General features: G+C 61.8%; 9 protein-coding genes. 4 read left to right on the top strand and 5 right to left on the bottom strand.

Features of this window, described 5'->3' with window-relative positions:
• The first annotated feature begins 88 nt into the window (after positions 1-88).
• Positions 89-3,994: an ATP-dependent RNA helicase HrpA gene (gene hrpA, locus FEZ60_RS00920; RefSeq protein WP_172935340.1), complete on the top strand. Its 3,906-nt coding sequence runs from the start codon at positions 89-91 to the stop codon at positions 3,992-3,994.
• A gap of 285 nt (positions 3,995-4,279) precedes the next feature.
• Here the strand turns inward: hrpA and nrdR are convergent, their stop codons facing one another.
• The gene (nrdR, locus tag FEZ60_RS00915; RefSeq protein WP_033234817.1) at positions 4,280-4,765 is read right to left on the bottom strand and encodes a transcriptional regulator NrdR; all 486 of its coding nucleotides are present in this window, start codon (positions 4,763-4,765) and stop codon (positions 4,280-4,282) included.
• Between the two features lie 225 nt (positions 4,766-4,990).
• Positions 4,991-5,614 carry a LysM peptidoglycan-binding domain-containing protein gene (locus tag FEZ60_RS00910; RefSeq protein WP_242484358.1) on the bottom strand — a complete coding sequence of 208 codons (624 nt, stop codon included), beginning with the start codon at positions 5,612-5,614 and terminating at the stop codon, positions 4,991-4,993.
• A gap of 389 nt (positions 5,615-6,003) precedes the next feature.
• Here FEZ60_RS00910 and lexA point away from each other — a divergent pair, with 389 nt between their 5' ends.
• Positions 6,004-6,729 carry a transcriptional repressor LexA gene (gene lexA, locus FEZ60_RS00905; RefSeq protein ID WP_033234818.1) on the top strand — a complete coding sequence of 242 codons (726 nt, stop codon included), beginning with the start codon at positions 6,004-6,006 and terminating at the stop codon, positions 6,727-6,729.
• A 66-nt stretch (positions 6,730-6,795) separates the two neighbouring features.
• Here lexA and FEZ60_RS00900 read toward each other — a convergent pair whose 3' ends face one another.
• From FEZ60_RS00900 to FEZ60_RS00890, 3 genes are all read right to left on the bottom strand, one after another.
• Complete coding sequence (locus tag FEZ60_RS00900) at positions 6,796-7,938, bottom strand: acyl-CoA dehydrogenase family protein (RefSeq protein ID WP_033234819.1); 1,143 nt, start codon at positions 7,936-7,938, stop codon at positions 6,796-6,798.
• Between the two features lie 134 nt (positions 7,939-8,072).
• Positions 8,073-9,371 carry a solute carrier family 23 protein gene (locus FEZ60_RS00895; RefSeq protein WP_045067399.1) on the bottom strand — a complete coding sequence of 433 codons (1,299 nt, stop codon included), beginning with the start codon at positions 9,369-9,371 and terminating at the stop codon, positions 8,073-8,075.
• Positions 9,372-9,416: 45 nt separating this feature from the next.
• Positions 9,417-11,090: a putative PEP-binding protein gene (locus FEZ60_RS00890; protein ID WP_172935339.1), complete on the bottom strand. Its 1,674-nt coding sequence runs from the start codon at positions 11,088-11,090 to the stop codon at positions 9,417-9,419.
• A gap of 205 nt (positions 11,091-11,295) precedes the next feature.
• Here FEZ60_RS00890 and FEZ60_RS00885 point away from each other — a divergent pair, with 205 nt between their 5' ends.
• Together FEZ60_RS00885 and pfkB are read left to right on the top strand one after the other, a co-directional pair.
• Positions 11,296-12,063, top strand: a complete 768-nt coding sequence (locus FEZ60_RS00885; RefSeq protein ID WP_045067396.1) for a DeoR/GlpR family DNA-binding transcription regulator — start codon at positions 11,296-11,298, stop codon at positions 12,061-12,063.
• The gene (gene pfkB, locus FEZ60_RS00880) at positions 12,060-13,049 is read left to right on the top strand and encodes a 1-phosphofructokinase (protein WP_033234822.1); all 990 of its coding nucleotides are present in this window, start codon (positions 12,060-12,062) and stop codon (positions 13,047-13,049) included. The genes FEZ60_RS00885 and pfkB overlap by 4 nt, the downstream gene beginning before the upstream one ends.
• The last annotated feature ends 4 nt before the right edge of the window (positions 13,050-13,053 follow it).

The raw sequence follows: 13,053 nt of genomic DNA, 5'->3' as shown, positions 1-13,053 counted from the left end.
ATGTCGCAAATGTCGTCACTGCCCGATCGTGTCACAACGCACGCTGCGGGAGTGAGATTTCCCGGCGTTCGATAAGCTGTCCGTCAGCATGTCTACAACACCACCGGCCCCGCTCTCACCACGACGAAGCGACCTGAAACGCGCCCTGTCCGAAGTCTCATTCCGTGATGAGAACCGTCTGCGGCGCAAACTCGACCGCGCCCGCACGCCGGAGAACCTGGCAACACTGGCCCAGGAGATCGAATCCGCGCGCATCCGGCTGGCCGAACGCGCGGCGAACGTGCCCGCAGTGTCCTACCCCGAGGCACTGCCGGTCAGTCAACGCAAAGACGACATTGCCCGCGCGATTTCCGAAAACCAGGTGGTGATCGTCGCCGGCGAGACAGGTTCTGGCAAGACCACTCAGATCCCGAAGATCTGCCTCGAACTGGGACGCGGAGTTCGCGGACTGATCGGCCATACTCAGCCCCGGCGCCTTGCCGCGCGAACGGTCGCCGAGCGAATAGCCGAAGAACTCGACACCGAACTCGGCGACGCCGTGGGCTACACAGTGCGATTCACCGATCAAGTTTCCGACCGCACGTACGTGAAGTTGATGACCGACGGCATTCTGCTTGCGGAGATTCAGCGCGACAAGATGTTGCGCCGCTACGACACTCTCATCATCGACGAGGCTCACGAACGCAGCCTCAACATCGACTTCATCCTCGGGTATCTGGCGCAGCTACTCCCCCGCCGACCCGACCTCAAGGTCATCATCACCTCGGCGACCATCGACCCCGAGCGGTTCGCTCAGCACTTTGCCGTCGACGGGAAGCCCGCGCCGATCGTCGAGGTGTCCGGGCGAACCTTCCCGGTGGAAATGCGTTACCGCCCATTGACTGTCGAATCCGGAGATATCAGCTACGACCGAGATCCGGTCGACGCCGTCTGCGAAGCTGTTGACGAACTCAGCGCAGAGGGCGAGGGTGACATCCTCGTCTTCCTGTCTGGTGAACGCGAGATTCGTGACACCGCAGATGCATTGCGCGACCGCAGGCTTCGCAACACCGAAATCGTTCCACTGTATGCACGCCTGTCGGCAGCCGAACAGCACAAAGTGTTCTCTCCGCACACCGGCCGACGAGTTGTCCTGGCCACCAACGTCGCCGAAACATCTCTGACGGTTCCCGGCATTCGCTACGTCGTCGATCCCGGAACAGCGCGCATCTCGCGATATTCCGTCCGCACCAAGGTGCAAAGGCTGCCGATCGAACCGATTTCCCAGGCATCAGCGCGTCAGCGGTCCGGTCGCTGTGGCCGTGTCGCCGAGGGTATCTGCATCCGGCTGTATTCCGAAGAGGACTTCGAAGCCCGGCCGGCGTTCACCGAACCGGAGATCCTGCGCACCAACCTCGCGTCTGTGATCCTGCAGATGACGGCGCTGGGTCTCGGCGATATTGCCGCATTCCCGTTTGTGGAGCCCCCGGATTCGCGAGCCATCAAAGACGGCATCGGACTACTCGAAGAACTGGGCGCTATCGCACGAGGATCCGACGCGTCGCATCCGGAACTGACTCCGATCGGCCGCGAACTGGCGCAGATTCCCGTCGACCCTCGCATGGCTCGAATGTTGGTGGAAGCCAAGACAAACGGAGCGCTGCACGAGACGCTCGTCATCGTCGCTGCACTGTCCATTCAGGACGTACGAGAGCGGCCCGCCGAGTTCCAGCAGGCCGCCGACGAGAAGCACGCCCGCTTCACGGTGGAGAACTCCGACTTCCTCGCCTATCTGAAGTTGTGGGACTACCTCCGCGAGCAGCGAAACGATCTGTCCTCGAGCCAATTCCGCAAGATGTGCCGCAACGAGTTCCTGCATTGGCTACGCATCCGCGAATGGCAGGATCTGCACGGGCAGTTGCGTCAGATCACTCGCGGACTCGGCTGGTCGGTCAACGAACTGCCCGCATCCGAGAATTCGGTCCACCAATCCTTGCTGGCCGGCCTGCTCTCCCACATCGGACTTCGCGAAGGCGAAAAGCGCGACTACCTCGGTGCTCGCGGAAGCCGTTTTGCGATCTTCCCAGGCTCCGGCCTGTTCAAGAAGCCACCCCGCTGGGTCATGGCCGCCGAACTGGTGGAGACAACCAGGCTCTGGGCCCGCATGTCCGCGCGCATCGAACCGGAATGGGCCGAAAAACTGGCACCACACCTGGTCAAACGAACCTACTCCGAGCCGCATTGGTCCTCCAAGCGTGGTTCGGCCATGGCGTACGAGCGCGTGACGCTCTACGGCGTACCCCTGGTCACCGGACGCGCTGTCACCTACTCGTCGATCGATCCGGAAACCTCGCGCGAATTGTTCATTCGCCATGCGCTGGTGCAGGGCGAATGGACTACACAGCACAAGTTCTTCCACGAAAATCGCGCACTGCTCGACAACGTCGAAGAACTCGAGAACCGGGCCCGCCGACGCGACATCCTGGTCGACGACGAGACGCTGTACGAGTTCTACGACTCACGCGTCGGCGCCGAAGCTGTGTCCGCGCGACACTTCGACAAGTGGTGGAAGACAGCACGCCGGCAAGACCCGAACCTGTTGACGTTCACGCCCGAAACCGTCGTGAATTCCGATGCCGCAACGGTTCTGGGCGGCGAATACCCCGATGCCTGGCGTCAGGGCGACATGCTGTTGCCACTGACCTATCAATTCGAACCAGGCAAGGACGACGACGGCGTCACCGCGCACATTCCCGTCGGTCTTCTCGCACAACTCCAACCCGTCGGGTTCGACTGGCTGGTACCGGGCATGCGTGTCGAATTGGTGTCGGCATTGATCAAGACGCTGCCCAAGACCATCCGGCGGCAGGTTGTTCCGGCGCCTGACTATGCAAGCGCAGCACTGGCTTCCGTGAAACCACGATCCGAACCACTGCTCACGGCAATGGCGCGCGAGCTGTCGCGTCTGGGCGCAACGCACATCGACGCGAAGGATTTTGATCCGAGCGCCCTTCCTGATCACCTTCGAATGACGTTTGTGGTCGAGGACGAATCCGGAAAAGTTCTGGCCAAAGGCAAGGATCTGGCTCAGCTACGACGCACACTCGCCCCGCGAGTTCAGAAGGAAGTTGCCAAAGCAGCGACCGGCACCGAACGGGCAGCCTCGACGGTGTGGACCTCCGAGACGCTGGGCGCACTGGAGCCGACCATCACCAGGAGCATCGGCGGCCAGCAGGTCACCGGATACCCGGCGCTGGTGCCGGAAAACGGCGGTGTGGCAGTACGGGTTCTCAGTACCCCTGCAGCGCAGGCACAGGCAATGCGGGAGGGCACTCGGGCTCTTCTTCTCGCGGCGGTGCCAACTCAACTCAAGGCAGTCACGTCGGGGCTGTCGAATACACACCGACTCATGCTGGGACAGAATCCGGACGGAAGCCTGGAAGCGTTGGTCGAGGACTGCCGTGTAGCCGCAGCCAACGAGATCATCGCTGCCAAAGGTGGACCGGTACGGACACCGGAGGCTTTCGAGGCACTCGTCAAAGCAGCCCGATCGGAGTTGGCCGGGCGCGTGTCCGCGATACTGCGCATGATCGTTCCGATCCTCGAACAATCACACCACTTGAATGTCGTCCTCCAGCGATCGCGCGGAGAAGCCGCCGAAGACGTTCGCGAGCAACTGAAATCGCTCCTCTTCCCCGGCTTTGTCGCAGAATTGGGTTCGGCGAGACTACGCGAGCTACCCCGGTACCTGGCGGCCGCGACATTCCGGCTCGAAGCGCTTCCTGCCAGCGCTCATCGCGACCACCAAGCCATGGACGTTCTCGATCGGGTGTACGCCGCGTACGACAGATTGCTGAATTCGCTGCCGGAAGAGCGTCGTACCGCCAAAGATGTCGACGCCATCTCGTGGATGATCGAAGAACTTCGGGTGGGACTGTTCGCACAGTCTCTGGGAACCCCAACTCCAGTCTCGGAGAAGCGGGTGCTCAAAGCAATCGAGGCGATCAAACGCTGACCGTCAGGGGTTCACTGCACAATGTTCACATTGGCGACCGAGCCACCAATTGTTGCGACGGTGTTGGCCAGACCTAACGTGACCAGGCTGTTGACTACTGCGAGAATTCCGTTCAAGGGCATAACGCCTCCGTAACGACAGATGCGGACTTTCGGCCCGAATGCTGCGATTCCGACTCGGACCGCTGAACGTACTCGTCGAGCGTAGGCGTCTGTCGCCGAAAAATAGGGACAAAAGCCCTATTTGTTCTCGGAGCGTTATCTAAGGACGATCCCTCGACGTGACTCAGTCGACGGCGACGGCTTCTTCACCGGACGCCTTGGCATCCACGCGATGACGCATATCGGTGATTTCTCGCTCGAAATCTTCTGCGGAGCTGAAGGATTTGTAGACCGACGCAAACCGGAGATATGCCACCTCGTCGAGGTTGCGTAAGGGGTCCAAGATCGCCAATCCCACTTCGTTGCTCGGAATCTCGGCCGAACCGGAAGCACGCACGGCATCCTCGACCTGCTGAGCCAATAAATTCAACGAATCGTTGTCGACATGACGACCCTGGCACGCGCGGCGCACACCCTTCACGACTTTCTCGCGGCTGAAGGGCTCGGTGACACCACTGCGCTTGACAACTGACAGCACCGCTGTCTCGACAGTCGTGAAGCGACGACCACATTCGGGACACGAACGACGACGGCGAATTGCCTGACCTTCATCCGCCTCACGCGAGTCGACCACTCGGGAGTCAGGGTGCCGGCAGAACGGGCAATGCATCGCGGTTCCTTCTTCGTTGCCAGGAATGGCCGCAATTGAAGATTCCCACCAACTGCAAATCTTCGGAGGATCCACAGAGCAGATGCGCGACCACCCGAGGTGGTGTGACTGTCAAGCTCACAGCTTACTCGTTCGACACCACCCGAACGCATGCTCGGTCCTTCTCCGGCCATCGAGTGCCGATCACCCGCGCACTCCGAGACCTCGACTTGCACTGCGCTTACGTCAACGCCCTTGCGCGGCAGGAACAATCAGCGTCTGACCTATCTTCAGCCTGGAATCATTCATTGCATTGAGATCCATGATCCGTTCGATGACGACCCCCACCGATTGACCGGGAGCAATATCGGCTGCGATGTCGCTCAACGATTCACCCGCTGCGACGCGCACAACGGAGGTAGCACCGACCGGATCCGAAGCACCACTTGTGGACACAGCCGCGAGCCCTACCAAACCGAGCACCGCCACGGCCGTCAACAGCACTCCCGTGGCCATGCTCAGCCAACCAACCCCGTCGGAACCGACACGATCGACATGGACAATATGAGGCGCCCGCGACACTCCCACTCGATTGCGGTGTTCGAAGTTCCCGCTATGTGGCCGTGAAGAATCCGAATCTCGATCGAATCGGCGATCACCAGCCGGCTCACGAACGGAGTCACGACGTCCGCGAAATTCCGGCGTCTCGCGGCGGACGCGGTAAGCCATCGCCCCGACGGCCTCGTCGTATGGCGCGGCATCGTAGAACGACGCGTGGTACTTCGGCGCCACCCGAGGATCCGGAAGTGCCTGATCAGAAGCTGGGTCGTACTCGAAAGCTGCGTCGTACTTCAGTGCTGCGTTGCCCATCTTGACCTCCGCGGATCTACACCGGCTCATTCGAACTCGTTAGCGGTTCGAACCTGCGTTCGATGGAACGCATGTTCGAATTTCTACCACGTCTGACTGACAAAGTCTTCTATTCGAGCGACACAGGTCGAACAGATGTTTGAAACCGCGAGCAAATGCGACTAGATTCGTGTCAGGTCACACAATGGGAATTCCGAACTGGGACTCCCGGGGCGACGTGTACGCACAGAGAACCACGCACCACCGACAACAAAGCTCGACCGAGACAACAAAGTTCGACCGAATAGTCACTGCACCGCCGATAATCCTGATATCCACTGCTCGTAGACAAGCAATCACCGCAAACACGCAATCACCGCAATCACCGCAAACACGGAAGGCTCAACGCCATGAAGGACGATCGCTCCACAAGTGCCGCAACGGCAGGCGTTGCCGCGACGTCAGCCGAAGCTCTCACCCAGCGGCAGCGCCGCGTTCTCGAAGTGATCCGGGATTCGGTGAGCGAGCGTGGATACCCGCCCAGCATCCGGGAGATCGGCGATGCGGTGGGACTGACGTCGACGTCGTCGGTCGCGCATCAACTCCGCACACTCGAGCGCAAGGGCTTCATTCGCCGCGACCCCAATCGCCCTCGAGCGGTGGATGTCCGAGGACTGGACGAGGTTGCCGCCGACACCGCTATCGCTTCGGTGACGAGGCATGCGTCGGAGATTCGTAGCGCCGCGGGCGATCCGCTTCCTGAGCCTGCATTTGTGCCGGTCCTGGGTCGCATCGCTGCCGGCGGGCCGATTCTTGCGGAAGAAGCCGTCGAAGACGTGTTCCCACTCCCCCGCGAATTGGTCGGGCAGGGATCGCTGTTCATGCTCAAGGTTGTCGGTGAATCCATGGTCGAAGCTGCGATCTGCGACGGTGACTGGGTAGTCGTGCGTCAGCAGAATGTCGCCGAGAACGGCGACATCGTTGCTGCGATGATCGACGGCGAGGCGACGGTCAAGACATTCAAGCGGGTCAAGAAGGACGTGTGGCTGATGCCGCACAATCCCCTGTTCGAACCCATCTCCGGTAACAACGCCGTCATTCTCGGCAAGGTAGTCACCGTGATGCGCAAGATCTGACGCGTACAGATCAAAAACCAACTATGGCCCCGGCTGATGCCGGGGCCATAGTTGTCGCTGCTTCGATCAGAGGTTCAGGGACCGTCCGATGATTTCCTTCATGATTTCAGTCGTGCCGCCGTAAATGGTCTGCACGCGGGAATCCATGTACGCCTTGGCAACCGGGTATTCCTTCATGTATCCGTAGCCGCCGTGAAGCTGGAGGCAACGGTCGATCAGCTTGACCTGGGCCTCGGTGGTCCACCACTTGGCCATTGCGGCTTCCTGAACCGTCAGTTTCTCGGCGTTGAGCTGCTCGATGAACTTGTCGACGAGAACACGGACGGCGGTGGTCTCCGTCGCCAATTCGGCCAGCACGAATCGGGTGTTCTGGAAGCTGCCGATCGACTTGCCGAATGCCTTGCGGTCTCGGCAGTACTGGATGGTCTTCTCGAGAACGGATTCCATGGCCGCGGCAGCTACCACTGCGATGGAAAGACGTTCTTGCGGAAGGTTCTTCATCAGGTAGAGGAAGCCCATTCCCTCTTCACCGAGCAAGTTGGCAGCGGGAACCCGAACGTCGGTGAAGCTGAGTTCGGCGGTGTCCTGTGCCTTCATGCCGATCTTGTCGAGGTTGCGTCCGCGATCGAAGCCCGGCATGTCGCGCTCGACCACAAACAGGCTGAAGCCTTGTGCGCCCTTGTCTGGATCGGTACATGCCACCACGATGACGAGATCGGCGTTGATGCCGTTGGTGATAAACGTCTTGGACCCGTTGAGGATCCAGTGGTCACCGTCGCGAACTGCCTTGGTCTTGATGCCCTGCAGGTCACTGCCCGTGCCGGGTTCGGTCATCGCGATCGCGGAGATCAGCTCGCCCGATGCAAATCCCGGTAGCCAGCGCTGCTTCTGTTCGTCGTTGCACAGATCGAGTAGGTACGGCGCCACAACGTCGTTGTGAAGGGTGAAGCCGAGCCCGCTGTACCCACCCTTGGTGGCTTCCTCGGTGATGATCGCGTTGTAGCGGAAGTCCTTTACACCGCCGCCACCGAATTCCTCGGGAACGGCCATTCCCAGAAAGCCCTGCTTTCCGGCTTCGACCCACACGCCACGATCGACGATGTTCTGCTCCTCCCACTGATCGTGGAAGGGTGCAACATGCTGTGCCAAGAACTTCTGGAAGGACTCCCGGAAAAGGTCATGCTCCGGTTCGAACAGGGTACGTTCCACGCCAGCTCCTACTGCTTCGATGCATCACGGGGCGAACGGATGTCCACTCGTCCCACCTGACTGTCGTTCTGACGGTAGAACTCCTGCGAGCACGCGTCGATGACTCGAACGATCACGATTCGTGACTGTACCGGTTACCTGTTACTCGAAGTACGGAATTTAGCTAGATAGCGCATGACCGGGTAGGCGACGAGGATGCCGATCGAGCCCCAGGCGATGCCGCCGAGTTCCACCGAGCCGATGGTGAGTGTCAGGTTGCCGATACCGGCGACCAGCGCGGCAGCGGCCACGGTGAGATTCACCGGATCGGTGAAATCGACCTTCGCTTCCATCCAGATCCGAACACCGAGAATGCCGATGAGGCCGTACAGCACCATGGTCGCGCCACCGATGACGCCGTTCGGAACCGTGAACACCAGCGCGCCGAACTTGGGCGAGAAAGCCAGGACGACCGCCGTGGCCGCCGCGACCCAGTACGCCGCAGTCGAGTAGACGCGGGTAGCCGCCATCACGCCGATGTTCTCGGCATACGTCGTAGTTCCTGATCCTCCGCCCGCGCCGGCCAACGTAGTTGCCAGACCGTCGGCAAAGAGTGCGTTTCCGGCGAGGTCGTCCAACGACTTTCCGGTCATCGCCGACACAGCCTTGACGTGTCCGACGTTCTCGGCCACCAGAACGATCACGACAGGCAGCGCCAATACGATGACAGACCAGTCGAACGACGGGCCGTGCAGGCTCGGGACACCGAACCAGTCGGCCTCGCGCAGTGCAGTAACACGCTCGCTGTCGAGGCCACCGTAGATTGCGGCAAAAACCCAGCCGATCACGACGCCGACAAGGATTCCGAGCCGGCCGAGCAAGCCCGGTCCGACCACGGTGACCAGAAGAATCGAGAACAACGTCACTGTCGCGATCAGGGGCTGCGACTGATACGACGCGGCTGCGGTCGGCGCCAAGTTCAGACCGATCAACGCCACGACAGCACCGGTCACCACAGGGGGCATGACCGCGTCGATCACCCGTCCGCCGATCACGCGCACGGCTACACCGATGAGCATCAGCACGATACCGACCGCCATGACCGCACCGAGCTGCGCGGCCGGGCCGGACCCAGCCGACGCCGTCAGCGGCGCGATGAACGCAAACGACGAACCGAGGTAACTCGGAATCCGTCCCTTGGTGATGATCAAGAACAGCGCGGTACCGATACCCGAGAACAGCAGAGTGGTCGTGACCGGAAAGCCGGTAATCGTCGGCACGAGCAGTGTCGCGCCGAACATCGCGATGACGTGCTGCATCCCGATGCCGACGGTTCGGGGCCAACTGAGCCGTTCGTCCGGGCGCACCACGGCGCCGTCGGCAATTCGTTTACCGTCGCCGTGGACAGTCCAACCGATTCCGCTGGCCCCGGTCGTCGTTTCTCGTTTAGTCACAGCCCGAAATACTAGGTCAGTGCTGGTACTGCGACCTCATTCGGTTCAACTCAGGGCGAGTGCAGCAGCCTTTCGTGCCGACGCCGGATCGCCAGTGGCAAGTACTGCGGCAGCCGCAGCGACACACTGCTCCATGGTGACGGAACCGACCTTGGCCCCGACGCCCGCAACGGACGCGGCAGCACACGAGAGTGACGAAACACCGAGTCCGGCAAGAACGCACGCCAACAACGGGTCCGCCGCCGCCTCGCCGCACACACCGACGCGCTTGCCGACTGCCTGACCGGCCTGCGCGGTACGAGCAACCAATGCGAGCACCGCCGGTTGCCACGGATCGGTGAGCTCCGCGAGTTCGGACGACATCCGATCGGCGGCCATCGTGTACTGAGCCAAGTCATTGGTGCCGATGGAGAGAAACTCGACGTGCTCGAGGATCTGATCAGCGAGCAACGCCGCGGCCGGGACCTCGACCATGACGCCGGGAACGAGGCCACGGATTCGGACGGCCTCGGCAAAGCGCTTGGCTTCCGCCGGGGTCGCGATCATCGGCGCCATGACCCACGGCGACGAGCCCGTACGAGCTGCTGCAGCGGCGATCGCGTCGAGTTGCCGATCGAGAATTCCCATGTCCTGCCAGGCAATTCGGACGCCTCGAACACCGAGAGCGGGATTCGCCTCCTCCTGATGATTGGCGAACTTCAATGGCTTGTCCGACCCGGCATCGAGGGTGCGGACGATGATCTTCTTGCCCGCAAACGCTTCCAGAACTTCGGTATAGATTGCCGCCTGCTCGTCCACGGTCGGCTCGGTTTCACGTCCGAGGAAACACAGTTCGGTGCGGAACAGTCCGATACCGTCAGCTGCGGTGAGCGCCGCCGCCCGGGCACCTGCGCCGTCCTGGACATTGGCCAGTACGTCGACGGGCCGACCGTCGGCTGTGCGCCCTGGGCCCACCCAGGTGCTGACCCGCTCACGCTCGAGTCTGGACTGCTCGACCAGCGCCTTTGCCTTGTCTGCATCGGGATTGCTGATCACCTCACCGGTGGTCCCGTCGATCAGTACGGGAGTACCGGCTTGCACCGTCTCGAGATCCTTGACTGCCACGATGCACGGAATCCCCAGTTGGCGCGCGATGATCGCGGTGTGGCTGGTGGGACCACCAAGAACCGTGACGAGCCCGATGATCTTGGTCGCGTCGAGACCAGCCGTGTCAGCCGGCGCAAGATCGTCGGCGCACAGAACGGACGGCGTCTCGGGGGCGGGAATTCCGGGTTCCGGCAGTCCGGACAGCTCGGCGATCACCCGATCGCGAATGTCCTTGAGGTCCGTCACACGCTCTGCCATCACCCCGCCGAGTTTCGTGAACATCGTCACGAACTGTTCGGTCGCTGCGATGGTGGCCTGAACCGGAGGCACCCCGGCAGCGATGGATTTCTTCGCTATCCCGATCCAGCCCCGGTCAGCTGCCATAGCCGCATTTGCCGTCAGCACCTCTGCGGCAGCGCCAGTGGCAGAGGCCGCTCGGGCGAGCAGTCGACCTTCGACTGTCTTGGCCGCGGCGATGAAATCGTCCTGGGCGGCTGCCCGAACCGACTCGTCCAGCGGTGGGGCTTCTGCGATCAACTCGGGGCGCCGGGAAGGCCAGATTGCCGGGCCGTAAGCGACTCCGGGAACAACCGGTGTTCCATGCACACTCGCGATATCGATCTGTTCGGTCATCGGTCCTCCTAGAAACGATTTGCCCGACTGGCCACCAACCGTAGGTCCCACGCCGCGCCGACTTCCTGTTCAGCTTTGTTGTGACGAAGATTACTCGCAACTCTTGACATGTCAACACACTCGGGCGTAAAACAACATAAAGCAACATTGACTGTGACTCGCACCGCACCCGCGAATCACGACCGGCACCAGCAACGGAGAGACTGTGTACGCGGAAGAACGCCAACAAGCGATAGGCACGATGGTGTCGCAGCGAGGACGCATGTCCGTGGCGGCACTGTCCGAGACCTTCGGCGTCACCACCGAAACCGTCAGACGCGATCTGGCCTTCCTCGAACGAATCGGGCAGGTACGACGCGTCCACGGCGGCGCAGTACCCACCGCCTCACTGCACGTCACCGAACCCGGCATGGCAGAACGTGATCAAACCCGCGCGGAACAGAAAGACCGCATCGCCCGTTGCGCGCTGTCGTACCTGCCGCCGAACGGCGGTAGCGCACTCTTCGACGCCGGCACCACCACCGGTCGGATGATCACCGAAATTCCGACCGATCTCGACTTCACTGCGATCACCAATTCCGTTCCGATCGGAGCGCGACTCGCGTCGATGAACTCGGTATCGCTCATCCTCGTCGGCGGCCGCGTTCGCGGAGTCACCCAAGCAGCGGTCGGCGAGGACGCACTACGACTGCTCGGTACCTTGCGTGTCGATGTCGCCTTCATCGGCACAAATGCCATCAGCCTCGGACACGGACTGTCCACCCCGGACAGCGAGGAGGCAGCAGTCAAACGAGCAATGGTCAAGGCCGCCAATCACGTAGTGGTACTGGCAGATTCAAGCAAGGTGGGCCGCGAGCATCTCATCAGCTTCGCGCCGTTGAGCAGCATTGACGTCCTCATCACCGACGAGGACATCACCCCGACCGACACGTCCGAGTTCCACGACCAGGGAATCGAGGTAGTCATCGCATGATCGTCACCCTGACAGCCAACCCGAGCATCGACCGAACGGTGCAACTGGAGCAACCACTCCAGCGTGGCTCAGTCCTGCGAGCCCACTCCACGCGCAGCGATCCGGGCGGCAAGGGGGTGAACGTGGCACGCGTCCTGAGCGCGGCGAAACTCGAGGTCCTCGCGATTCTTCCCGGAAACCCGGGCGACCCGCTCCTCAGCACACTTGCAGATGGCGCAATCCCCCACCTCGGCGTCGCAACCGAGGGCCTCGCGCGCACCAACATCACCGTCGCCGAACCGGACGGAACCACAACAAAGATCAACGAACCTGGCGCGGCCCTCTCCGGCACGACACTCGACAACCTGGCACGCGAACTCGTTTCACGAGCAGATGTAGCCAGCTGGATTGTGCTGTCCGGTTCCATTCCACCTGGCGTCGATCCCGGCTGGTACGGCGAACTTGTTGCGGCACTGCGCGATCACCCCTGCAAGGTCGCGGTCGACACCTCCGACGCGCCACTGTCCGCTCTTGCCGAGAACTTTCCGCTCACGGCGCCGGATCTCCTCAAGCCCAACGGCGAGGAGTTGGCGCAACTCACCGGCGTCGACGGCAATGCCCTGGAAAATGCTGCACAAGAAGGCGATCCGGGGCCGGCGATCGCTGCGGCCACACTTCTGGTCGAACGCGGTGTCGGCGCGGTGCTCGCAACTCTCGGAGCAGCGGGAGCCGTATTGGTCACCGCCGAAGGCACCTGGATTGCCACCGCTCCCCCGATCGTCGCGGTCAGTACCGTCGGCGCGGGCGATTCCTCACTTGCCGGATACATCCTCGCCGCGACCGCCGGGGCTGATCCAGGTGAATGCCTTCGCCACGCTGTCGCCTACGGAAGCGCTGCCGCCTCCCTCCCCGGCACTACCCTCCCGACTCCAGATCAAGTCGATCTTGCAGGCGTCACGATCTCGTCTGCCACATCCGCACCCGCCCTGCCCACCGAACTCGCCTGACGCC

This window comes from Rhodococcus sp. MS16 (assembly GCF_013277795.1).
GTDB lineage: Bacteria > Actinomycetota > Actinomycetes > Mycobacteriales > Mycobacteriaceae > Rhodococcus_F > Rhodococcus_F globerula.
The sequence above is the reverse complement of the archived record's forward strand: the minus strand, read 5'-3'. Positions and strand labels throughout refer to the sequence as shown.

Coding starts and splice junctions, on each gene's coding strand:
- FEZ60_RS00910 (WP_242484358.1), bottom strand. CDS start 5,614: ATGGGCAACGCAGCACTGAAGTACGACGCAGCTTTCGAGTACGACCCA.
- nrdR (WP_033234817.1), bottom strand. CDS start 4,765: ATGCATTGCCCGTTCTGCCGGCACCCTGACTCCCGAGTGGTCGACTCG.
- FEZ60_RS00890 (WP_172935339.1), bottom strand. CDS start 11,090: ATGACCGAACAGATCGATATCGCGAGTGTGCATGGAACACCGGTTGTT.
- pfkB (WP_033234822.1), top strand. CDS start 12,060: ATGATCGTCACCCTGACAGCCAACCCGAGCATCGACCGAACGGTGCAA.
- lexA (WP_033234818.1), top strand. CDS start 6,004: ATGAAGGACGATCGCTCCACAAGTGCCGCAACGGCAGGCGTTGCCGCG.
- hrpA (WP_172935340.1), top strand. CDS start 89: ATGTCTACAACACCACCGGCCCCGCTCTCACCACGACGAAGCGACCTG.